Origin of the sequence: Enterobacter vonholyi, from assembly GCF_040834095.1 — a bacterium.
Lineage (GTDB): Bacteria > Pseudomonadota > Gammaproteobacteria > Enterobacterales > Enterobacteriaceae > Enterobacter > Enterobacter vonholyi.
In genome coordinates, this window is record NZ_CP162152.1 from 2,336,353 (window position 1) to 2,358,245 (window position 21,893).

Genomic DNA, 21,893 nt, shown 5'->3' on the forward strand with positions numbered 1-21,893 from the left:
CTTCCGGTTGTGAATGAGAGTTCCACGTTATCAGATAATTTTGTTTGCCTTTAACACCTTGTGCAGTTCCGGCAGCTGACATACGGCGTCCGCAATCGCCGTGAATTTAGGGGCATTTTCGGCAAACCAGGCGTGACGGGGCCCCCAGGTGCGCGCCACCGCAATATACACATCGAGCAGCGTCAGCCGTTCCCCCAGCGCAAACGGGGTAGCCTTAAACTGGCTTTCGAACCACAAATAGAGGGACTTCCGGTATTCGATGCAGTTTTTCTGCAGCTGTTCTGGCGCATCCGGCACCCAGCGTTCGGGATAGTCTGCATAGGTAAACGTGGGATAGACGTTGGCTACGAACCAGATGAGCAAACGCTGAAACTGCTGACGTTCAGCCTGCCCCACGGGCGGGGCGAGATCGGGACACCGGTCGAGCACCATCAGGGCAATCGCCGCCGTTTCGGTCATGATGGCACCATTTTCCAGCTCCAGCGTCGGCACCTGGCACAGCGGATTGAGCTTGTGCAGTAATTCACGCTGCGGACCGGGTTGGTCAAACCCGTCCACGTTGATAAATTGATAAGGGATATCAGCCAGGGTCAGCATCACTTCACCGATCGCCGAGCCCCAGCCGGGTACGCCATAGAGTTTAATCATGTTGCCCCCTCGGGAATGAAAACCCTAAGTGTAGAGCACCCTTAGTAGGTTATCCCAGGCGGGTTGACATCCGATTGCGCCACCGCTTCGCCCTGCTCGCCCCAGCGAGCCAGCACCTTCTGGTACTCTCCGCGCTTAATCGCGCCGTCCAGCGCGGCCTGCAGCGCGTAAACCAGCTCATTGCCCTTTTTAGTGGTCGTGGCAACAAACGCCTTCTTCGGCCCTAACCCCACGACGCGGGTTTTGCCGGTGAGCGCGGCTTTCCAGGATGAAACCGACTGAGGGCCAAAGAACACATCTGCCCTGCCGGACTGGATATAGAGATTGCCCGAGGCATCGTCGTGGAGATAGACCGGCAGCGCTGGCGCCCGCCCCGCCTTTTTGTTCTCTTCGTTCCAGCCCAGCAGGATGCGCTCCTGATTGGTGCCAGAGCCAACAATCACCCTTTTTCCGGCCAGATCTGCCGCGCTTTTGATTGACTGAATCTCGCTGGTCGATTTCACCGAAAACGCCAGCGAATCGACGCGGTAGGTCGCAAAATCAAACTTCTCTTTACGCTGTTCGGTCACCGCAATGTTCACCAGCGCCACGTCGTAGCGCCCGGAAGCGATCCCCAGCGGCCAGTCTTCCCACGCCGTCGGCACCAGCTTCAGCTTCAGCCCCAGGCTGCCCGCCAGCAGGCGGGCGATATCCGGGTCGCTGCCAATCCGCGTGCGGTTATCGCTGGCCAGCAGCGCCAGCGGCGGGGAGTTCAGCATCGAGACGGCGACCGTCAGCGTACCCGGCTCAACGAATTTATAACCGGCGGGGATCTTCGCCACGGCCTGCCGATCCACCGTCACCGGCAGCGGCTGCTCGTTGGCTTTCAGATCGATGCTGGCGTGGCTCGCCGTCGTAAAAAGCAGTCCTGCCAGAAGTCCATATTTCATCTGCGCTCCTTACAGCACTTTTGACAGGAACTGGCGCGTTCGCGCGTGTGACGGACGGTTTAACACCTCGTCACTGCTGCCCTGCTCGACAATTTTTCCGTCGACCATAAACACCACCTGATCCGCCACTTCCCGGGCAAAGCCGATCTCGTGAGTGACTACCACCAGCGTAGTGCCGGAGCGCGCCAGTTTTTTGATCACGTCCAGCACTTCCCCCACCAGCTCCGGATCCAGCGCCGAGGTGGGTTCATCAAACAGCATCACGCGTGGACGTAACGCCAGCGCGCGGGCAATGGCAATACGCTGCTGTTGCCCGCCGGAAAGATGCCGGGACCAGGCATCGGCTTTATCCCGCAGCCCGACCACGTCCAGCAGGCTGTACGCTCTTTCCACCGCCTCTTTTTTGCTGAGCTTTTTATGCGCGATGGGCGCCTCAATCAGGTTTTCCAACACCGTGAGGTGCGGAAAGAGGTTGAAGTTCTGAAAAACGTAGCCCACGTTGACGCGCTGTTTGAGGATCTCTTTCTCCTTCAGCTCGTAGAGCTTGTCGCCCTGACGACGGTAGCCAATGTAGTCCCCGTCAATCTGAATAAAGCCTTCGTCGACGCGCTCCAGGTGGTTAATGGTGCGCAGCAGCGTCGATTTGCCCGACCCGGACGGCCCGAGAATGACCGTCACGGAACCGGGCGGGATCTCAAGCGAAACGTTGTCGAGCGCCTTATGGCGACCGAAATACTTGCTGACGCCGGTAATCGAAATATGTCCTTCAGGAGAGGCTTGCATGGACGGGCTCCTGTGCTGGGGTAGTGGTGACAGAACGAGTGCGACGGACGGTACGGTTCTGGTTAACGGCAGAGCGGCGTTCGCTGCGGGCAAGCGCACGTTCAACACCGTACTGGATAGCGGACAGGACGGTGGTGATCGCCAGATACCACGCGGCACCGACCATCAGCAGCGGGATCACCTCCTGCGTGCGGTTGTAGATCATCTGAATGGTATAGAACAGTTCCGGCATCGCCAGGACGTACACCATCGCCGTGCCCTTGGCGAGGCTGATGATTTCATTGAACCCCGACGGCAGGATGGTGCGCAGCGCCTGAGGCAAAATGATGCGCACCGTGCGTCGCCAGGCCGGCAGGCCGAGCGCGGCGGCGGCCTCATACTGTCCGTGATCGACCCCGAGGAATCCGCCGCGAACGATCTCGGCGGTATAGGCGCTCTGCACCAGGGTGAGCCCCACCACGGCGGTAGAGAACTGCCCCAGCACGTTGATGGTTTCAAAACTGCCCCAGGTGATGCCGGTGAACGGCACGCCGAGCGAGAGCGTGTCGTAGAGATAGGAAAAGTTGTACAGGATGATCAGCACGACGATCAGCGGCAGCGAGCGAAACAGCCAGATGTAGGCCCACGCCAGGCTGCTCAGCAGCCAGGAAGAAGAGAGTCTCGCCAGGGCCAGCATGCCGCCAAACACCACGCTCAGCGCGGTACCGATCAGCGTCAGCAACAGGGTCTGCCCGACGCCTTCGAGGATCACCGGGTCGAAGAACCAGCGGGCGAACACCGCCCACGCCCAGCGCGGGTTAAAGGCGACTGACTGAATCACGACCGCCAGGACAAACAGCGCCACCGCGGCGCCGACGGCCCGCAGCGGATAACGCGCCGGGACCACCTTAATGGTTTCAACGTTGCTCATCGTCGTTCCTCATGCGGTTTTACTGAACGCTTCGCGTACCAGCGTTTTAGTGAATCGCAGCCGACCGTCAAACGGCGGCTGGCTGTACTCTTCCGGATCGCGGTTTAGATCGAACTGCGCCTGATAGCCCTGGCTGAGATAGAGCCTGACCGCTTCCGGCTGGCGAAAGCCGGTTGTCAGGTAGATCTGACTGTACCCTGCCAGCACCGCCCTGCGCTCAAGCTCCTGCACCACGCGCCCGGCAAGCCCCTGCTGACGCAGGGTTTTGTCCGTCCAGATGCGTTTGATTTCTGCGGTGCGTTCGTCGAACGGTTTGTACGCGCCGGTGGCAATAATCTTCCCGTCGCGCTCCAGCACGATAAACAGCCCCTGCGGCGCTAAATACCACTCGGTGAGCTCAATTTCCGCATCTTTGGAGAAGTAGTCCCCGTAGCGGGCCGCATATTCCCCGAACAGCCCCTCGATAATGGGCTGAAGCTCGGCATCTTCCGGTGAAACATCACGAAATCGTTCGCTCATCACGCCTCCTTAATCACCCAGGCCCGCCGGGTTCACTTCTGACTGAGGAATGCGCTCAACCCCTTCACCCCAGCGGTTCAGCACTTTGTCGTAATCGCCGTTTTTGATGACGCCGTTCAGCGCGGTTTGCACCGGCTCAACCAGCCCGCTGCCTTTCTTCAGCGTGACCGCGATGTGCGCAGCCTTCGGCCAGCCGCCGTCGACGCTGCCCACCAGTTTGGTTTTCCCGTTCAGCGCCGCTTTCCATGCGCCAATCACGTTCGGACCAAAGTAGGCATCCGCGCGCCCGGACTGCAGCGCCAGGGTTTGGGCCGCATCGTCTTTGGTGTAGATCGGGGTAAAGGGCTTCAATCCTTTCTTCAGATTTTCAGCATTCCATGCCAGCAGGATGGCCTCCTGATTGGTGCCGGAGCCGACGATAATCCGCAGCCCGGCTATGTCTTCCGCCTTCTGCAGCGACGTAATCGGGCTGGTGGATTTCACATAAAAGCCGAGGGAGTCCTTCCGGTAGGTGGCGAAATCAAACTTCTCTTTACGCTCTTTGGTAACGGTGATGTTGCTGATGGCCGCATCGTATTTCCCGGACGCCACGCCCAGGGGCCAGTCTTCCCAGGAGGTTGGCACTACGTTCAGCTCCAGCCCGAGGCTGTCGGCGACCAGACGGGCGACGTCAACCTCGCTTCCCAGCAGCGTTTTGTTGTCGTCGGAGAAAACCGTCAGCGGCGGTTGATTGAGGCCCGCCACCGCCACGGTAAATTTCCCCGGCACGGCAAAGCGATAGTCTTTCGGCAGCTGTGCCACCGCATCATTGTTTTTGGCGGTATTAATCGGCGTTTTATTGGCCTCAATGCTCACGCCGGTGCCGTTAATATTGACGTTCTCTGCCCAGACGGCAGGGGTAAAGGCCAGCGCGAGCGCCAGAATAAGCGATGATTTCTGCATAGCGGGGTTCTCTTTTATTGTTGTGTGTACTGGTTTTTCGGTTGGTCTAAGCCAAGGCTTTCGCGCAGCGTGGTGCCCGGGTAGTCGGAACGGAACAGGCCGCGGGCCTGCAGAACAGGTACCACCTGGTCAACAAAGCGCGGGAAGGTGTCCGGCGTGCCGCCCTGAATGATGAAGCCGTCTGCGGCATAGCCTTCGAACCAGGCCTGCAGACCATCGGCTACCTCTTCCGGCGTACCGGAAAAACGCGGACGCGGCGAAGCGGCTTCAAGGGCCACCTGACGCAGGGTTAAGTTGCGCTCTCGGGCATTACGCTTAATTTCATCGGTGGTGCTGCGGAAGCTGTTTTTGCCTAAGTCGCCGATATCCGGGAACGGCTCGTCGAGCGGATACTGGCTGAAATCGTGATGTTCAAAATAGCGTCCGAGGTAATTGAGGGCGTCGTTAATCGACACCAGCGCCGCCGTGGTCTGGTACTGATTTTCCACGTCATCGGCGTCTTTACCCACAATCACGCTGACGCCCTGGAAAATATGGAGATCCGAGGCGCGGCGGCCGTTTGTTTCCAGCTGCTGTTTTACGTCCTGATAAAAGGCTTTTGCCTCGTCGAAGGTCTCGTGGTGGGTGAAAATGGCGTCGGCATGTTTCGCCGCCAGTTTTTTCCCGTCGTCCGACGCCCCGGCCTGAAATACAATCGGGCGACCCTGCGGCGTGCGGCCAATATTCAGCGGACCGGCGACCTGGAAGAAGTCACCGTGGTGATCGAGCGTATGCAGTTTGGCCGGGTCAAAAAATTGACCGCTCTCTTTGTTGCGGATAAACGCGTCGCCTTCCCAGGAATCCCACAGCCCTTTCACCACGTCGAGATACTCATCGGCAATGCGATAGCGCAGCGCGTGTTCGGGGTGTTTTTCGCGGGAAAAGTTCTTCGCCGACCCTTCCAGCGGCGAGGTCACCACGTTCCAGCCCGCGCGGCCGTTACTGAGGTGATCGAGGCTGGCAAACTGGCGCGCCGTGGTGAAGGGCTCGCTGTAGGAGGTGGATAAGGTTCCCACCAGTCCCAGGCGCGAGGTGATGCTGGCCAGTGCGGAAAGCACGGTTAACGGTTCAAAACGATTCAGAAAATGAGGGATCGATTTCTCGTTAATATAGAGACCATCGGCCACAAAGAGAAAATCGAGCTTCCCTTCCTCGGCCTTTAACGCCGTCGCTTTCACGAAGTCGAAATTAATACTGGCGTCGGCGATCGCCGCAGGATGGCGCCACGCGGACATATTTCCGGATGCACCATGCAGAATGGTGCCCAGCCGCAGTTGTCGGGTTGCAGACATATTTACCTCTCCTGAATTAAACGTGTTGCAGGGCTTTTTCCGCAAGCTGTGCAAAATAGCGGGCAGCGGGCTCAATCAGTGCTTCATCAGGGTTGAAGGCCGGGTGATGTAAACCAAACGGGCTGTTGCTGCCAATGCTGACAAACGCGCCGGGAACTGACTGCAAATAGACCGCAAAATCTTCCCCGCCCATATGCAGTTCCGCGTGCCGGGTTTCATATCCGGCGTCACGCGCGACCGAGGTGGCAAAATCAGCCCAGCGCTCATCGTTCACCAGTGCGGTAGGCCCGGCATACCAGGTGATATCAATCTGCGCGCTGAAGGCGCTGGCAAACCCGGCGGCGATTTCACCCACGCGGGCTTTCACATTCTGCTGCACTTCCGTGCGATGGGTGCGCAGCGTGCCTTCCAGCTCGACGCTTTCCGGCAGCACGTTCCAGGTGTTGCCGCCCGCGATGCGGGTCACGCTCAGCACCACCGAATCCAGCGTGTTGACGTTGCGGCTGGCGACGCTTTGCAGCGCCGTCACCAGCTGGCTTGCCAGCACAATGGCGTCGTTGCCTTCGTGAGGACGCGCGGCGTGCGCGCCTTTACCGGTAATGCGGATCACAAAGCGGTCGACGTTGGCATAGAACGGCCCGCCGCGCGTGGCGAACTCACCGACCGGCAGGCCGGGCTCGTTGTGCATGCCGAAGATTGCGCTGACATCGCGCAGGGCACCGGCGCGCACCATGCTCTTCGCACCGCCAAAATTCTCTTCGGCAGGCTGAAACAGGATCCGCACCCGGCCGTTTAGCGAGGCTTCTCGCTCTTTCAGCTTTAACGCGGCGCCGAGGATCACGCTGGTGTGGATATCGTGTCCGCAGGCGTGCATTACGCCTGCACGCTGCGAGCTGAACGGCACGCCGCTGCGCTCTTCAATCGGCAGGGCATCAATATCCGCCCGTAGCGCAATCAGTTTGCTGCCCGAGCCGATTTCCGCCACCAGCCCGGTCGACAGGTCGTAAGGCTGCAGGGTAATCCCGGCATTCGTCAGCCACTGGCGCAGGCGCGTTGTGGTCTCCACTTCCTGGCCGGACAGCTCCGGGTTCTGGTGCAGTTCGCGACGCCAGGCAATCAGCTGTTCGCCAAAGCTCATACGGTGACCTCCTTGTTAAGATGCGCCTCGGCAAGCAGGCGCAGCGACGCGACGCGCGTTGCTCCCTCCGCTACCGGCGTGTCGATGATAAATTCGTCAATGCCCCACTGCTGATGCAGCGCGTTGAGCTGTTCCAGAACCGAATCAGCGGTGCCCGCCAGCAGCGACTGCGCGCGCCGTGCAATGCGCACCGGCTCGCTGCCCGCCTGGCGCGCAAACGCGTAGGCCTGCTCTTCGCTGGCCACGGTGACACGCTGTCCGTTTGCCAGCTCAACGCCCCACACTTCGACCTTCTGCGCCAGCGCGTCTGCTTCGGCCTGCGTCGGCGCGACGATCGCCTGTACCGCCACTATCACGTCCCGCGCGCTGTTCTTACGCCAGGTCGATACCACCTCGCGCAGCAGATCCGGATCGCCGTTCAGGTGCGCGGCAAACACAAAGTTCCAGTCGAGCCCGGCGGCCAGCAGCGCGCTATCGATACTCGCGCCCAGCAGGAAACCCTCAGCAGGCAACGGCGGCAGCGGCGTGGCGCGGACGGCCTCTTCATTTGACTGATGCTCAGGACGGATCCAGCGATCGAGCTGAGCCAGCTGTTCTGCAAAGCTGCCCTTTTCCTGTTGATTCAGGCCCTGCTGCAGCGCGCGGGTTGAGAGCGGTAATCCGCCGGGGGCTTTCCCGACGCCGAGATCGACGCGGCCAGGCGCCAGCGCGGCCAGCACGTTGAAATTCTCAGCGACTTTATAAGGGCTGTAGTGCTGGAGCATCACGCCGCCAGAGCCAACGCGAATGCGCGTGGTTTGCCCGAGGATCCAGGCAATCAGCAGCTCCGGCGAAGGGCTGGCAAGCTGTGGGGTGTTGTGGTGTTCGGCAATCCAGAAGCGGTGATAGCCCAGATTTTCTGCCTGCTGCGCCAGCGCCAGGGTACGCGCCAGCGCATCGGCAGCCGTTTCGTTTTCAGCGATGGGGCTTTTATCCAGAATGCTGATTCGCCATGACATGTTGCGTTCTCGTTTGACTTAACATGCCGACATTATTAAAGGCGCATTTCACCACTGAGAAACAATTAATTTACATTTAGTTTGCCGGAAATCAGATATATAAAACCATGCTAAGAATAAGACTTTAAGGAGGCGATCAGCGTTTCCACCTGCTCACGACGGGTAATGCGGACGAAGCGAATATGGCTGTACTGCGGGTTTTGCAGATCGGCTTCATAGCGCGTGCGGTTATTACGCCAGGTTTTGATCGTCCAGATGATAATGGATTCTCTGCTGAAGAACGCGCGCCGGAAACTCTCTTTGTTTCCCGTTCCCGGCCAAAGCTCGTGTTTACGCCAGGCCCGCTTTATTGCTCGGGTGACGGCCTGCCAGAGGGTGCGGGTAAACCCGTAATCCACCCACACCACCACATCGACATCGCGCCATTTCACAGGCCGCGTGCGGTTGTAGTTACCGTCCAGTACCCAGTCAGGCGAAGCCTGTAGCGCCTGCGCCAGCTTTGCCTGAAACTCGTCGTCCGGCGTGCCCTGCCAGTCAGAGCGCCAGTAGAGTCTGTCCATCTCGATACAGGGAATAGACAGCGCGGTCGCAATCTGCTTCGCCAGCGTGCTTTTTCCGCTCCCGCTGGTACCGATGACGTTAATTTTCACCTCAGCCTCCCTGTATTTACGAAAATGTGACCAAATGATAGCGTTTTCATCCTGTTAACGAAACGCTATTTCAGCATGACAATTTTTCCAGAGAGACGATCTCCCTCTTGCAGTTTGGCTTATGTCATTTATTTAAGCCGATTCAAAATAACACTCACTAAAATATTTTCAATTTTATTACATCCGACAAAATTAACAGATTAAAAATAATGAACGGTGGGTATTTCAGGCTGTCAGAATTTCAGAGAGAATAAGAACAAGACAGTTATAAAAAATAATCACCCTCATCTTGCCGGAGCATTTTCCGGATGTTTTTTATTCTTGCACATCACCATGGAGTTACTCATGAGGCGTAACACTCCCGTTACACAAAACGAGTATTTACTTAACGATGGTTCGACGTTAATGTCGACCACCGATACAAAAAGTCATATTACCTACGCTAATTCCGCTTTTATTGAAGCCAGCGGATATAAAGAAGAGCATCTTTTGGGCGAGCCGCATAACCTCATCCGCCATCCCGACATGCCTGCCGAAGCGTTTGGCGACATGTGGTTTACCCTGCAGCAAGGTGAGACCTGGACCGGGCTGGTGAAGAATCGTCGTCATAATGGCGATCACTACTGGGTGCGAGCAAACGTGACGCCGGTCTGGCAGGGCGGCTCCCTGACGGGCTATATTTCCGTGCGAAATAAACCCACACGCGAGGAGATTGCGGCCAGTGAAAAACTCTATACAAAAGTGCGTAATAACGAATTAAAACATTACCGTTTTTATAAAGGATTGCTGGTTCGACGCGGTTTATTTTCATTTATCTCGCTCTTTAAATGTCTCAGTACCCGTAAACGAATCCATCTTGGTATTGCGACGACGGCGTTACTCTCCTGTCTGGCCGTGTATTTATTTCCTGATAAATTTGTGCAATCGGCAAGTCTGGTGCTGCTGTTTACTTCCCTGGGTTATTATCTTCATGCGCAGATCGCCAGTCCGTTAAAATCCATTGTGCAACAGATGCAGCGCGTAGTTTCAGGACGTAAAACGGACTATTACCATTTTGACAGGATCGATGACATCGGGCTGATGATGCGCCTGGTGAATCAATCAGGTTTGAACCTGAATTCGCTGGTTGACGATGTCGGGGCGCAAATCAGCGGAATTAGCACCATCAGCCAGCAGGTTGCCAAAGAAGGTGCGGCGCTACAGACGCGCTCTGAAGAAACAGCAGACTTTCTGCAGCAAACCGCGTCGGCAGTAGAAGAGATTGCCAGCGCGGTGAAGCAGACGGCTGAAACCGCGAACGAGGCGATCCAGATGGCCGATCGCACCAGCGACAGCGCACACCGCGGTGAAGCGATGATGAAAGAGACCATCGGTATGATGCAGTCCGTGTCGCAGGATAACAGCCAGATCGTTGATATTATCAGCGTTATCGATCGCATTGCCTTCCAGACCAACATTCTTGCGCTGAACGCTGCCGTTGAAGCGGCGCGTGCGGGTGAAGCCGGGCGCGGTTTTGCCGTGGTGGCGGCTGAGGTGCGTAATCTTGCGCAGCACTCCGCGACGGCGGCGAAAGAGATCAAAGCGCTGATCGAGAAAAACGTCGCCAGCGTCAACGCTGGCGTGGAGAAAGTGGAACAGACCGAAACGCAGCTGACGGTTATGATCGACAACGTGCTGCGGGTCTCCTCCCTGATTAAGGAGATCGGCCACGCCACGCAGGAGCAAACCCAGGCGCTGACGCTCATCAACGCATCCATCTCCCGTATCGGCGCAATGACCCACAACAATACGGGGATGGTGGATAACGTCACTCACGCCGCGAATCACCTGACGGAGCGCACGACGCGCCTTAAGCAGGCGATTGCCGTTTTTGGCGGTTAGCCGTTCGGGGTCTGTGAAGCCTGAGATTATTTTTGTGCGTTATCGCAGATCCGTCACCCGCCTGTTACCGTTTCATGTTAACGGCGGGTGCTCTGAGGTAACCCCAATTTATACCATCTGGTAATAATTAAGATATTCTGATGATTAAATAATCAACCTCGCGATTGTTTTGACTAAAAACTCATCACGATTCAGCGTGTTGTGATCCCCGTCTGCTCTGACCACACGATTTCCTTCGACGTGCATCACTTTCGGCACGGTTATATTTTGCGTCGCTTATGAATTGCAGGTAGGATGCCTCGCCATGTTTCGCCTTATCCATACGCAGAATGACTGGGAAGGCGACATGTGTTTGCGCAGAAGCAATCGTTTGTATTGCTCTCTGCCAGGCAGGACTATCACGATAATGGTTCAGACAGGCAAACAGGTAACTCAATGAAAACAAGCAATAAAAGCGCAGCCGATCATCACGCTGCTAAACGTCGCTGGTTGAACTCCCACGAAGAGGGCTACCACAAAGCGATGGGCAACCGTCAGGTTCAAATGATCGCCATCGGCGGCGCTATCGGAACGGGTCTGTTTTTAGGTGCTGGTGCACGCCTGCAGATGGCTGGCCCGGCTCTCGCCCTGGTCTATCTGGTGTGCGGGATCTTCTCTTTCTTCATTCTACGCGCGCTGGGCGAACTGGTACTGCATCGCCCTTCCAGCGGCAGCTTCGTCTCTTATGCCCGTGAATTCCTCGGTGAAAAAGCCGCTTACGTTGCGGGCTGGATGTACTTCGTCAACTGGGCAATGACCGGTATCGTCGATATCACCGCCGTAGCGCTGTATATGCACTACTGGGGCGCGTTTGGCGATGTGCCGCAGTGGGTCTTTGCGCTTGGCGCGCTGGCGATTGTCGGCACCATGAACATGATCGGCGTGAAGTGGTTCGCGGAGATGGAGTTCTGGTTTGCGCTGGTAAAAGTACTGGCCATCGTGGTGTTCCTGGTCGTGGGTACCGTCTTCCTCGGCAGCGGCAAGCCGCTGGACGGCAATGCCACCGGCTTCCACCTGATAACCGATAACGGTGGATTCTTCCCGCACGGTCTGCTGCCTGCGCTGGTGCTGGTTCAGGGCGTCGTGTTCGCCTTCGCCTCCATCGAGCTGGTGGGCACCGCAGCAGGGGAATGTAAAGACCCGCAGACCATGGTGCCAAAAGCCATTAATAGCGTGATCTGGCGTATCGGTCTGTTCTACGTCGGCTCCGTGGTGCTGCTGGTTCTGCTGCTCCCGTGGACTGCCTATCAGGCGGGTCAGAGTCCGTTCGTGACCTTCTTCTCTAAGCTGGGCGTGCCTTACGTTGGCAGCATCATGAACATCGTGGTCCTGACCGCAGCGCTCTCCAGCCTGAACTCCGGTCTTTACTCTACCGGCCGTATCCTGCGCTCCATGTCCATGGGCGGTTCTGCGCCGAAATTCATGTCGAAGATGAGCAAGCAGCACGTGCCGTACGCCGGTATTCTGGCGACGCTGGTAGTGTACGTATTCGGCGTATTCCTGAACTATCTGGTACCGTCTCAGGTATTCGAAATCGTTCTGAACGTGGCGGCACTCGGGATTATCGCGTCCTGGGGCTTTATCGTGGTCTGCCAGATGCGTCTGCGTAAAGCGATTAAAGAAGGCAAAGCCGCTGACGTCAGCTTTAAGCTGCCTGGCGCGCCGGTGACCTCCTGGCTCACCCTGCTCTTCCTGTTCAGCGTGCTGGTGCTGATGGCGTTCGACTACCCGAACGGCACCTACACCATCGCGACCATTCCGCTGCTGGCCGTGCTGCTTATTGCGGGCTGGTTCGGCGTGCGTAAACGCGTTCATGAAATTCACAGCACCGCGCCGGTTCATCCTGATGATGAAAAACACGACGCGCCGCTGGTGGAAGAAACCTCCCGTTAAGCATCCGGTAAGCATTAAAAAGGGAAGGCAAATGCCTTCCCTTTTTTTATCTTACAGCGCGATACGAATGACATCGTCAGGCTGGGTGGCTTCCTGCTGGCGGGTGGATTTTTGCTTCACCGTCACGTACAGGGTTTTGCCATCCGCAGAGAGCGCCAGGCTGTTCGGGTAGACCGGCGTGTCGAACGTTTTAGTCACCTTATACGTTTTCGCATCTATCACGCTCACCTTGCCGGCTTCACGGTGCGTCACATAGGCTTCATTGCGGGCCGGGTTAAACAGGACCGCCAGGGATTCCGGCGCGGCGATTTTCGCGATCACGCTGCCGTCTTTCAGGCTCACCACCAGCACTTCCGGCTGTTTTGAATCGGTCAGGAACGCGCGCTGACCGGCGGCATCGAGGCTCAGATTCAGGTAGAAGTGCTCTTTCCCGTCATCCTGCACCTTTTTACGGCTGATAATTTTGTTGCTGGCCGTATCAATCGTCACCAGCTCGCCGTCCGCATTCGTGGTATAGAGACGTTTCGCCTGCACGTCCAGCGCCAGGCCAGTGCCGTACGTACCGGTGTTGGCAATGGTCTCTTTAAGCTTCAGCGTTGCGCCATCCACGACCCAAACCACACTCTCTTTCCCCACGCCCGTGATGTAAACGGTGTGGGTGCGGTCGTCTGCCACCAGCTGGCGCGGCTGCAGCGGTTTAACGGTGTCACTACGCTGACGTCCGTCCAGAACCACACGCCCTTTTACGTCGCCCGTTTTGGCGTCAATGGCCGTTACCGCGCCGTTGAGGGTGTTGCCGAACCACAGCGTCTGGCTCGCGCCGTCAAGGGTGGCGCCAAAGGGCTTGAGATCGCTATGAATGGCCTGCGTGACGTCCAGCGTGACCGGATCGAGACGATAGACAACGCCGCCCTTGTCGGTTTTACGGCTTTGCGCCGTTGCCACCCACAGCGCGTTCTCCTGCTGGCTCACCGCCATTTCATACGCCCCTTTGCCCACCGCTTTGCGCAGCACCTCTTCGGCGGCATGCGCCTGGAACGTTCCGGCAAACAGTAAAGCGGCAGACAGCAGCGACACGCTCAGACGCGGCGAGCACAGTTGACGTAAAGACATAACAATTCCTTTTCTGAAAAGAGGGTTTTCTGCTGACATCACTTCCGGCAGGCAACGTCGTGGCATTGCCTTTTGATAATGAGAATAGTAATCATTAATCAAACGAATGTGGAGTTTTTCTTTCCCGCTTCGCCTTCCATTAACGCAATGTGCGGTTATAGTTTTCAAAACTTTTACAAAACCTTTAACATATATGGACATGTTCCATTTGGTTCGTTTACATACCACAACCGGTTTTATTCATGAAAATCATTTCTGCCCGTAAGGCTTCTCTCCCGCTGCTGCTGGTTCCCGTTATTTTGGCGCCGCTTAGCGCAATGAGCGCGGAAGAACAAATCATGATCGTCAGCGCCACGCCGCAAACCGTATCGGAACTCGATACCCCGGCGGCGGTCAGCGTCGTTAATGGCGACGATATGCGCCAGGCCACGCCTCGTATCAACCTGTCTGAGTCCCTCGGCAGCGTCCCGGGGCTGCAAATTCAGAACCGCCAGAACTATGCCCAGGATCTCCAGCTTTCGATGCGCGGGTTTGGCGCCCGCTCAACCTTCGGCGTGCGCGGTATCCGTATGTACGTCGACGGTATTCCTGCCACCATGCCGGACGGACAGGGCCAGACCTCCAACATCGATCTCTCCAGCGTGGAGAGCGTTGAAGTGCTGCGCGGCCCCTTCTCTGCCCTGTACGGCAACGCCTCTGGCGGCGTGATTAACATCAATACCCAGACCGGGCAGCAGCCGCCGACCATTGAAGCCAGCAGCTATTACGGCAGCTACGGGACCTGGCGCTACGGCATGAAAGCCACCGGCGCGATGGGTGATGGCACCCACGCGGGCGATGTGGATTACACCGTTTCCACCACCCGCTTCACCACCAAAGGGTTTCGCGACCACAGCGGCGCGCGGAAGAACCTTGCCAACGCTAAGCTGGGCGTGCGGATTGATGACGTCAGCAAGCTGACGCTTATCTTCAACAGCGTGGACATGAAGGCCAACGATCCGGGCGGGCTGAACTACCAGGAGTGGCGGGACAATCCGCGCCAGTCCCCCCGCGGCGATCAGTACAACACGCGTAAGACCATTAAGCAGACGCAGGCCGGCCTGCGCTACGACCGCCAGCTCAGCGCGCAGGACGACCTCAGCGTGATGATGTACGCCGGCGAGCGTGAAATGACGCAGTATCAGTCGATTCCCTATCAGCCGCAGCTCAAACCTTCCCACTCCGGCGGGGTGATTGATATGCAGCGCCACTATCAGGGCATCGATACCCGCTGGACGCACCGTGGCGAGCTGCTGGTGCCGGTCACCTTTACCACCGGCCTGAACTACGAAAACCTGAGCGAAGATCGTCGCGGGTACGAGAACTTCGTGATGAACAACGGCGCGCCGGACTACGGCTTGAAGGGTGACAAGCGTCGTAACGAACGTAACCTGATGTGGAACGTCGATCCTTATCTGCAAACGAGCTGGCAGCTGACGCAGAAGCTGTCAGTGGATGCCGGGGTGCGCTACAGCTCGGTCTGGTTTGATTCCAACGATCATTACGTTACGCCGGGCAACGGTGATGACAGCGGTGACGCGAGCTATCACAAATGGCTTCCGGCCGGTTCCGTGAAGTATGCGGTGACGGACGCATGGAACCTCTACGCTGCCGCAGGGCGTGGATTCGAAACGCCAACTATCAACGAACTCTCCTATCGCGCCGATAACCAGGGAGGCCTCAACATTGGGCTGCAGCCGTCCACCAACAATACGTATGAAGTGGGCAGCAAAACCCGAATCGGCAACGGCCTGCTGACGGCGGCGCTGTTCCGCACCGATACGGATGACGAGATCGTGGTGGACTCCAGTTCAGGCGGCCGCACAACCTATAAAAATGCCGGGAAAACCCGTCGTCAGGGTGTGGAAGTTTCCCTCGATCAGCAGTTTGCTGAGAACTGGAAGCTGAAGATGGCGTGGACGTATCTGGATGCCACCTACCGGACTAACGTCTGCAGCGACGCAGACTGTAACGGTAACCGGATGCCGGGTATTGCCCGCAATATGGGTTTCGCTTCGTTTGGCTGGCAGCCGGAGGAAGGCTGGTACGCGGGCACGGACGTGCGTTACATGAGCGATATCATGGCCGACGACGAGAATACGGCGAAAGCGCCGTCGTATACGGTGGTCGGGCTGAACACAGGGTACAAATTCAACTACGGCAGCTGGGGCATGGACGTCTTTGGCCGCGTCGATAACCTGTTCGATAAAGAGTACGCGGGCTCGGTTATTGTCAACGAGTCTAACGGTCGTTATTACGAGCCTGCACCTGGCCGTAACTACGGGGTCGGGCTGTCGGTCTCTTATCGCTTCGAGTAAGCTAAAAGAAAAGTTTATTTGATTAATGAAATAACGCTCCTGATGGCAATAAACCATCAGGAGTTATTCACCGGATAAATAATTAGGTGCGAAATATAGTCGCCCTGCTAAATAATCTCTTAGTTAAAATATTGTCGCTGTAAAAGCAAATTCGCTTCATCAATCACCTTATCAATCGCCTTCTGGCAGGCAACAACATCTCTTCGCTCAAGGGCGGAAAGCAGTTCGTCATAGTGATATGTCGAGGCTTTGATGTCGTTAAGCTCCTGATGCAGATAGTTCATACAGGGCCCGATGCGCACCCAGAGCTGCTCAATTAAGGCATTAAGCGTTGGCATTTCTGCATACTGATAAAGCGTAAACCGGAAGACGCGATTCGCATGCAATGCCTGCTGGACGTTCCCGTTGCGCATGGCCTCATGAAAGGCATCCGACAATTTGCGCAACGCCTCCAGTTTGCTATCAGACATATTCCGACAGGCTGCGGCGACCGCCATTGGCTCAAGCTGTTTTCTTATGGCGTTAATCTCGTTATAGCGCTCCAGCGTAACCTCCGGAACCAGAAATGCCTGCGCGGGCGTAGCGTGTAATGCCCCTGATGACACCAGGCGCAAAAGCGCCTCGCGAACAGGGGTAATACTGGTTCCTAATTTATCGGCAATTTCTTTCGTAATCAGTCGTGCCCCAGGTTTGAGTGAGCCTGTAATTAACGCTCCTTTCAAACTGAGTTCAACTTGCATAGTAAGACTGACCCTTTGGGCTTTTTCTAAGTGATCCAAATCAAGCATGTGGAATTCCTGTAGCTAAAACTTAATGCTATTTTTAAACGCCAGTTTTAATAAAACGGCGCTGGTCCGATATATCCTGTATCGTCATGCCTGGTGGTGGGAAGTACGTAAAAACAGCAAAAAAAGCAAATTTTGTTTTTTATCGTTTTCGGGCTCATCCGGGATGATGGCGCGAAAAGCTATGTCCAGTAATTAAAGACAATATATCGTATCTTCACAAATAAATATGGCGGGAAACCCCGCCATATTGCTGTTTATTTATTGTCACTCGCGACGCGAATCACGACTTTGCCGAAGTTTCGTCCTTCCAGCAGGCCAATCAGCGCCTCGGGGGCGTTCTCCAGCCCGTCCGTTACCTGTTCGCGATAGTGGATTTTCCCCTCCTGCACCCAGCGCCCCATCTCTTCCTGGAACTCCTTAATGCGGTGCCCGTAATCCTGTCCGATGATAAAGCCCTGCATACGAATGCGTTTCTTCAGGATGGTCGCCATCAGGAGCGGCAGGCGATCCGGCCCCTCGGGCAATCCCGTCGCATTGTAGCCGCTTACCAGACCGCATACCGGCACGCGCGCGGAGGTATTGAGTAACGGCAGCACGGCGTCAAATACTTTTCCGCCAACGTTTTCATAATAGACATCAATTCCTTTCGGGCAGGCGTGCTTCAGTTGGTCGGCAAAATCGGCCGCGTGATGATCCAGACACAGGTCAAACCCGAGAACCTCAACGGCATGGCGGCATTTCTCTGCGCCACCGGCCACACCAACCACCCGACAACCCTTGATTTTGCCGATCTGCCCGACGGTCGCGCCAACCGGACCGGTTGCCGCAGCCACCACCAGCGTTTCACCGGCTTTCGGTTGCCCGATATCCAGCAGCCCCATATAGGCGGTAAAGCCCGGCATACCCAGTATCCCCAGCGACCAGGAAGGATGAGACGGATTTTCGCCCAGCTTCACAAGGCCGCTGCCGTCCGAGAGGTCATACTCCTGCCAGCCGCTGTAGCCCAGCACCCATTCACCCGGTTTGAAATCGGGATGATTTGACTGCTCAACCCGGCTGACCGTTCCCCCCACCATCACCGCACCCAGCTCAACCGGCGGTGAATAGGATGGCGCATCGCTCATGCGCCCCCGCATGTACGGGTCCAGCGACAGCCAGACGGTACGAAGCAAAAGCTGCCCCTCAACAGGGGCTGGAACAGGCTGCGTTTCCAGACGAAAATTTTCCGCCACCGGCGCGCCCTGAGGACGAGAGGCCAGCACCCAGCGGCGATTTTGCGAAACAGATTGATTCATCAGGATCTCCTTCTGGTACAAATGTTATTACAGCCTGGCTCACGATCGGCGTTATCGCATTAGCATTACGAGCCGGACTGGTTAAGCCGTACAACCAGATAGATGCAGGTTTCATTCGTTTCGTTGATGAACCGGCAGTCATTTGGCGGCCCCAGTTCGAGACAGTCGCCGGCGTGCATTTCGTGGCGAGTGTCGCCCTCCTGAAACACCAGCTCACCGGACTGCAGCCAGATAAGCTGACGCGCCAGCGCGTAAGAAGAGGCAGGCATCGGAACATCGCTGCCCGCAGGCAGTTCAACCTGAACAAGGTCGATGGGCAGATCGGTGCGGGGAGAAACATGACGGCGCAGGTAGTGCGTCTGCGGATCGCGCCAGACGGGCTGGTTTGCAAGGCGCAGCAGCTTGCCTTCCTGCATCTCGGCCCGGGCAATCAGCGTGGACATGCTGATGCCAAACGCGCCTGACAGGCGGGCAAGCAAGGTGGCCGTCGGGCTACTGTCCCCGCGTTCAATCTTGTGGATCATGGCGCGGGAGACGCCTGCCCGGTCGGCCAGCTCGCTCAGGGACCATCCGCGAGACTCACGCTCCAGGCGAATTCTTGCGCTAATCCGTTGATTCATCGTGTCTGTTATGGTGTTCATGACGTCATACTATAGTGAATGAAGAGCATTTCAATGGGCTTTTGATAACAAAAAAATATGGCTTATGCCGTAGCGTTCGAGCTATACGATTGTGTAATATCGTAGCCACAACGTAATACTATAGTGAACAACACACAGAGGTTTAATCATGATCGTTCGTCATGCCTGCAAAGAAGACTGCGCTGCGATAGGAGAGATTTACAACCACGCGGTGCTGCATACTGCCGCGATCTGGAACGATAAAACCGTCGATACTGATAACCGAATCGCCTGGTTTGAGGCACGCACTCTCGCGGGTTACCCGGTTCTGGTAAGCGAAGAAGACGGCGTGATTACCGGCTACGCCTCTTTCGGCGACTGGCGCGCCTTCGACGGTTTTCGTCATACGGTTGAGCACTCGGTCTACGTCCACCCGGAACATCAGGGAAAAGGCATTGGCCGCACGCTGATGATCGCGCTGATAAACGAGGCCCGCGCCATCGGTAAACACGTTATGGTGGCCGGGATTGAAGCGCAAAACCATGCCTCGATTCACCTCCACGAAACGCTCGGCTTTGTCATCACGGGGCAGATGCCGCAGGTGGGAACCAAGTTTGGCCGCTGGCTGGACTTAACCTTTATGCAGCTGCAGCTGGACGAGCGCAGCGAACCGGACGCAATCCCATGAATCAGACGCTGACGCTGGCGTTTCTGGTGGCGGCGGGAATTGGTCTGGTGGTGCAAAACACCTTGATGGTGCGTATCACCCAGTCCTCCTCCACCATTCTCATCGCGATGCTGCTGAACTCCCTGGTCGGCATTGTGCTGTTTGTCAGCATTCTGCTGCTGAAACAGGGCGTCGCCGGGTTCAGCGAGCTGGCCGCAACGGTTCGCTGGTGGACGCTTATCCCGGGGCTGCTGGGGTCGTTTTTCGTGTTTGCCAGCATCAGCGGATATCAGAACGTTGGCGCGGCGACGACCATCGCCGTGCTGGTAGCAAGCCAGCTGATTGGCGGGCTGGTAATGGACGTGCTGAGGAGCCATGGCATTCCGCTGCGCGCCCTGATTGGCCCGGTGTGCGGTGCGGTGATGCTGGTGGTCGGAGCCTGGCTGGTGGCGCGACGCCAGTTTTAAACGTTACAGTATGGTGCCGCCTTTCGTCAGCTGTTCCTCACGTGCGTCTATCTCCTCTTTATGCTGCTTACCGTGGTGCGAAATCGCGGTGCGCAGACGCTGCTGCTGGGTATAGCGATCTTCACGACTGAGCTCAGCATCATCGCTTAATTCAATCAGCAGCTCGTTCATGTGGGTAATCACACTCTCTTCGATGGCGGCATCGACGCGGGCGATAACTTCATTTAAATGTGACATTGTCACTCCTTGTTATGTGCCCGGTAAGCGCAGCGCCACCGGGCAAACGATCAGTTCAGCTTTGCCTTAGAGAAATCGCTGCCCATCAGGCTCACGCTGTATCCGGTCACGTTGCTGCGGGTCGCGTAGAACGTTTTCCCGTTGGCCAGCGCGATCCAAGGCGCCTGCTGGTAGAAAATCTCCTGCGCCTGGCCGTAAAGTTTCGCGCGCTCGGCCGGGCTGCTGGTCAGCTTCGCTTTTTGCACCAGATCATCATAACCCTTATCGCACCAGCGCGCGGCGTTGGATCCGGTTTTAATGCTGTTGCAGCCCAGCAGCACGTCGGCAAAGTTGTCCGGGTCGCCGTTATCGGACATCCAGCCAAACAGCGCGGAGTCATGTTCGCCTTTACGCATTCCGGAGAGATATTCGCCCCACTCGTAGGAGACAATTTTGGCTTTAACGCCGACTTTCGCCCAGTCGCTCTGGATCATCTCCGCGATACGACGCGAGTTCGGGTTATAAGGACGCTGAACCGGCATTGACCACAGCGTGACTTCCGCGCCCTTCTCCAGACCCGCCTGCTTCAGCAGTGCTTTCGCTTTTTCAGGATCGTAGCTGTAGTCCTTCAGGTCTTTATTGAAGCCCAGCATATTTGGCGGGATCGGCGATTTTGCCACCGTGCCCGATCCCATAAAGACCGCATTAACGATGGCCTTCTTGTCGGTCGCGTAGTTAAGCGCCTGACGCACCAGCACGTTATCGAACGGTTTTTTCTCTGTGTTGAACGCCAGATAGCCGACGTTCAGCGCATCGACCGAGTGCAGCGTCAGGTCTTTGTTGTTCTTAATGGCATCAAACTGAACCGGGGATGGCGCAGGAATAATCTGGCACTCGTTGGTCTGCAGCTTCGCCAGGCGGGTTTCCACGTTTGGCGTAATGGAGAAGATGAGATGCTTCGTCGGCACTTCGCCTTCCCAGTAGTTCGGGTTCGCGACGTAGCGGATCAGCGAATCTACCTTATACTGCTGCAGGACGTACGGCCCGGTACCAATCGGCCAGGTGTCTACGTTTTCAGGCGTGCCTTTTTTCAGCATCGCGTCGGCGTATTCGGCGGAGAGAATGGAGGCGAAATCCATCCCCCAGTCGGCCAGAAACGCGGCGTTGGGTTCGCTGAGGGTGAACTGAACGTGATAATCGTCGACCTTTTTAACGTCCTGGATCAGCTTATCGAGACCCACATCGTTAAAGTATTCGTAGTTGCCCTGCGACACGTTGTGATATGGGTGTTTAGGGTCTTTCTGACGCATGACCGAGAAAATAACGTCATCGGCGTTAAAGTCGCGCGTCGGTTTGAAATATTTATTGCTGTTGAACTTCACCCCTTTGCGCAGGGCAAAGGTATAAGTCTTTCCGTCCGGCGAGATTGTCCAGGACTCTGCCAGCGACGGCACAGGGGTGTTTTTCACCGGGTCGAAATTGATCAGGCGGTTGTACAGTACCTGAGAACTGGCCACAAAAGACGGGCCAGAGCTGGCGATTTGCGGGTTGAAGGACTCGGGGGACGCTTCAGAACAGTAAATAAGGGTGTCGTTGTTTGCCGCCCATGCGGCACCGGCTGGTAACAGCGCGCTCAGCGCAAGAGCGAGCAGTGTTTTCCCTGTAGACATGGTTATAACCCTGACAGTTTTATTATATAGGACAGTAAT

19 protein-coding genes and 1 pseudogene are annotated in these 21,893 nt (G+C 56.6%); 5 read left to right on the forward strand and 15 right to left on the reverse strand.

Features of this window, described 5'->3' with window-relative positions; genetic code table 11:
* Positions 1-30: 30 nt before the first annotated feature.
* From AB3N39_RS11050 to AB3N39_RS11090, 9 genes and pseudogenes are all read right to left on the reverse strand, one after another.
* Positions 31-648: a glutathione S-transferase family protein gene (locus tag AB3N39_RS11050; protein ID WP_248174315.1), complete on the reverse strand. Its 618-nt coding sequence runs from the start codon at positions 646-648 to the stop codon at positions 31-33.
* A gap of 41 nt (positions 649-689) precedes the next feature.
* Positions 690-1,577, reverse strand: a complete 888-nt coding sequence (locus AB3N39_RS11055; RefSeq protein WP_248174317.1) for a transporter substrate-binding domain-containing protein — start codon at positions 1,575-1,577, stop codon at positions 690-692.
* A gap of 9 nt (positions 1,578-1,586) precedes the next feature.
* Positions 1,587-2,360: an amino acid ABC transporter ATP-binding protein gene (locus AB3N39_RS11060; protein WP_023311967.1), complete on the reverse strand. Its 774-nt coding sequence runs from the start codon at positions 2,358-2,360 to the stop codon at positions 1,587-1,589.
* Positions 2,344-3,270, reverse strand: coding sequence for an amino acid ABC transporter permease (locus AB3N39_RS11065; protein ID WP_136194935.1), 927 nt, complete (start codon positions 3,268-3,270; stop codon positions 2,344-2,346). Before AB3N39_RS11065 ends, AB3N39_RS11060 begins: the two co-directional genes overlap by 17 nt.
* A 9-nt stretch (positions 3,271-3,279) precedes the next feature.
* Positions 3,280-3,789, reverse strand: a complete 510-nt coding sequence (locus tag AB3N39_RS11070; protein ID WP_111963655.1) for a GNAT family N-acetyltransferase — start codon at positions 3,787-3,789, stop codon at positions 3,280-3,282.
* 9 nt (positions 3,790-3,798) lie between these two features.
* Positions 3,799-6,062, reverse strand: a pseudogene (locus AB3N39_RS11075) (NtaA/DmoA family FMN-dependent monooxygenase).
* A 16-nt stretch (positions 6,063-6,078) separates the two neighbouring features.
* Complete coding sequence (locus AB3N39_RS11080) at positions 6,079-7,200, reverse strand: amidohydrolase (RefSeq protein ID WP_136194937.1); 1,122 nt, start codon at positions 7,198-7,200, stop codon at positions 6,079-6,081.
* Entirely contained in the window at positions 7,197-8,198 is a 1,002-nt protein-coding gene (locus tag AB3N39_RS11085) for an LLM class flavin-dependent oxidoreductase (RefSeq protein WP_248174319.1), read from the reverse strand. Before AB3N39_RS11085 ends, AB3N39_RS11080 begins: the two co-directional genes overlap by 4 nt.
* A 110-nt stretch (positions 8,199-8,308) precedes the next feature.
* Complete coding sequence (locus AB3N39_RS11090; RefSeq protein ID WP_367896720.1) at positions 8,309-8,848, reverse strand: AAA family ATPase; 540 nt, start codon at positions 8,846-8,848, stop codon at positions 8,309-8,311.
* A 345-nt stretch (positions 8,849-9,193) separates the two neighbouring features.
* On the opposite strand from AB3N39_RS11090, the gene AB3N39_RS11095 reads away from it, so the two are divergent.
* The gene (locus AB3N39_RS11095) at positions 9,194-10,729 is read left to right on the forward strand and encodes a methyl-accepting chemotaxis protein (protein ID WP_143345178.1); all 1,536 of its coding nucleotides are present in this window, start codon (positions 9,194-9,196) and stop codon (positions 10,727-10,729) included.
* A gap of 435 nt (positions 10,730-11,164) precedes the next feature.
* Positions 11,165-12,661 (forward strand): L-asparagine permease, encoded by a 1,497-nt coding sequence (gene ansP / locus AB3N39_RS11100; protein ID WP_111963662.1) that lies wholly within the window; start codon positions 11,165-11,167, stop codon positions 12,659-12,661.
* 51 nt (positions 12,662-12,712) lie between these two features.
* Here the strand turns inward: ansP and AB3N39_RS11105 are convergent, their stop codons facing one another.
* Complete coding sequence (locus AB3N39_RS11105) at positions 12,713-13,774, reverse strand: YncE family protein (protein WP_367896721.1); 1,062 nt, start codon at positions 13,772-13,774, stop codon at positions 12,713-12,715.
* Between the two features lie 242 nt (positions 13,775-14,016).
* Between AB3N39_RS11105 and pqqU the strand changes: the two genes are divergently transcribed.
* Positions 14,017-16,131 carry a TonB-dependent receptor PqqU gene (gene pqqU, locus AB3N39_RS11110; RefSeq protein WP_367896722.1) on the forward strand — a complete coding sequence of 705 codons (2,115 nt, stop codon included), beginning with the start codon at positions 14,017-14,019 and terminating at the stop codon, positions 16,129-16,131.
* A 119-nt stretch (positions 16,132-16,250) separates the two neighbouring features.
* Here pqqU and AB3N39_RS11115 read toward each other — a convergent pair whose 3' ends face one another.
* The 3 genes from AB3N39_RS11115 to AB3N39_RS11125 all read right to left on the reverse strand — a co-directional run bounded on the left by AB3N39_RS11115 (position 16,251) and on the right by AB3N39_RS11125 (position 18,855).
* Complete coding sequence (locus tag AB3N39_RS11115) at positions 16,251-16,919, reverse strand: GntR family transcriptional regulator (RefSeq protein WP_367896723.1); 669 nt, start codon at positions 16,917-16,919, stop codon at positions 16,251-16,253.
* Positions 16,920-17,173: 254 nt separating this feature from the next.
* The gene (locus AB3N39_RS11120) at positions 17,174-18,214 is read right to left on the reverse strand and encodes an NADP-dependent oxidoreductase (RefSeq protein ID WP_133294520.1); all 1,041 of its coding nucleotides are present in this window, start codon (positions 18,212-18,214) and stop codon (positions 17,174-17,176) included.
* A gap of 65 nt (positions 18,215-18,279) precedes the next feature.
* Positions 18,280-18,855, reverse strand: a complete 576-nt coding sequence (locus AB3N39_RS11125) for a helix-turn-helix domain-containing protein (RefSeq protein WP_008501301.1) — start codon at positions 18,853-18,855, stop codon at positions 18,280-18,282.
* Between the two features lie 148 nt (positions 18,856-19,003).
* Between AB3N39_RS11125 and AB3N39_RS11130 the strand changes: the two genes are divergently transcribed.
* Both AB3N39_RS11130 and AB3N39_RS11135 read left to right on the forward strand, forming a co-directional pair.
* Positions 19,004-19,522, forward strand: coding sequence for a GNAT family N-acetyltransferase (locus tag AB3N39_RS11130; RefSeq protein WP_115875262.1), 519 nt, complete (start codon positions 19,004-19,006; stop codon positions 19,520-19,522).
* Positions 19,519-19,968 (forward strand): DMT family transporter, encoded by a 450-nt coding sequence (locus AB3N39_RS11135; protein ID WP_367896724.1) that lies wholly within the window; start codon positions 19,519-19,521, stop codon positions 19,966-19,968. Before AB3N39_RS11130 ends, AB3N39_RS11135 begins: the two co-directional genes overlap by 4 nt.
* A 3-nt stretch (positions 19,969-19,971) precedes the next feature.
* Here the strand turns inward: AB3N39_RS11135 and AB3N39_RS11140 are convergent, their stop codons facing one another.
* Positions 19,972-20,205 carry a YdcY family protein gene (locus tag AB3N39_RS11140; RefSeq protein WP_248174327.1) on the reverse strand — a complete coding sequence of 78 codons (234 nt, stop codon included), beginning with the start codon at positions 20,203-20,205 and terminating at the stop codon, positions 19,972-19,974.
* Between the two features lie 50 nt (positions 20,206-20,255).
* Complete coding sequence (locus AB3N39_RS11145; RefSeq protein ID WP_115875270.1) at positions 20,256-21,854, reverse strand: ABC transporter substrate-binding protein; 1,599 nt, start codon at positions 21,852-21,854, stop codon at positions 20,256-20,258.
* Between the last annotated feature and the right edge of the window lie 39 nt (positions 21,855-21,893).

What these genes read in the sequence shown, in the direction of transcription:
- AB3N39_RS11050 (WP_248174315.1), bottom strand. Translation starts at nt 648, where the DNA reads ATGATTAAACTCTATGGCGTACCCGGCTGGGGCTCGGCGATCGGTGAA.
- AB3N39_RS11055 (WP_248174317.1), bottom strand. Translation starts at nt 1,577, where the DNA reads ATGAAATATGGACTTCTGGCAGGACTGCTTTTTACGACGGCGAGCCAC.
- AB3N39_RS11060 (WP_023311967.1), bottom strand. Translation starts at nt 2,360, where the DNA reads ATGCAAGCCTCTCCTGAAGGACATATTTCGATTACCGGCGTCAGCAAG.
- AB3N39_RS11065 (WP_136194935.1), bottom strand. Translation starts at nt 3,270, where the DNA reads ATGAGCAACGTTGAAACCATTAAGGTGGTCCCGGCGCGTTATCCGCTG.
- AB3N39_RS11070 (WP_111963655.1), bottom strand. Translation starts at nt 3,789, where the DNA reads ATGAGCGAACGATTTCGTGATGTTTCACCGGAAGATGCCGAGCTTCAG.
- AB3N39_RS11080 (WP_136194937.1), bottom strand. Translation starts at nt 7,200, where the DNA reads ATGAGCTTTGGCGAACAGCTGATTGCCTGGCGTCGCGAACTGCACCAG.
- AB3N39_RS11085 (WP_248174319.1), bottom strand. Translation starts at nt 8,198, where the DNA reads ATGTCATGGCGAATCAGCATTCTGGATAAAAGCCCCATCGCTGAAAAC.
- AB3N39_RS11095 (WP_143345178.1), top strand. Translation starts at nt 9,194, where the DNA reads ATGAGGCGTAACACTCCCGTTACACAAAACGAGTATTTACTTAACGAT.
- ansP (WP_111963662.1), top strand. Translation starts at nt 11,165, where the DNA reads ATGAAAACAAGCAATAAAAGCGCAGCCGATCATCACGCTGCTAAACGT.
- AB3N39_RS11105 (WP_367896721.1), bottom strand. Translation starts at nt 13,774, where the DNA reads ATGTCTTTACGTCAACTGTGCTCGCCGCGTCTGAGCGTGTCGCTGCTG.
- pqqU (WP_367896722.1), top strand. Translation starts at nt 14,017, where the DNA reads ATGAAAATCATTTCTGCCCGTAAGGCTTCTCTCCCGCTGCTGCTGGTT.
- AB3N39_RS11115 (WP_367896723.1), bottom strand. Translation starts at nt 16,919, where the DNA reads ATGCTTGATTTGGATCACTTAGAAAAAGCCCAAAGGGTCAGTCTTACT.
- AB3N39_RS11120 (WP_133294520.1), bottom strand. Translation starts at nt 18,214, where the DNA reads ATGAATCAATCTGTTTCGCAAAATCGCCGCTGGGTGCTGGCCTCTCGT.
- AB3N39_RS11125 (WP_008501301.1), bottom strand. Translation starts at nt 18,855, where the DNA reads ATGAACACCATAACAGACACGATGAATCAACGGATTAGCGCAAGAATT.
- AB3N39_RS11130 (WP_115875262.1), top strand. Translation starts at nt 19,004, where the DNA reads ATGATCGTTCGTCATGCCTGCAAAGAAGACTGCGCTGCGATAGGAGAG.
- AB3N39_RS11135 (WP_367896724.1), top strand. Translation starts at nt 19,519, where the DNA reads ATGAATCAGACGCTGACGCTGGCGTTTCTGGTGGCGGCGGGAATTGGT.
- AB3N39_RS11140 (WP_248174327.1), bottom strand. Translation starts at nt 20,205, where the DNA reads ATGTCACATTTAAATGAAGTTATCGCCCGCGTCGATGCCGCCATCGAA.
- AB3N39_RS11145 (WP_115875270.1), bottom strand. Translation starts at nt 21,854, where the DNA reads ATGTCTACAGGGAAAACACTGCTCGCTCTTGCGCTGAGCGCGCTGTTA.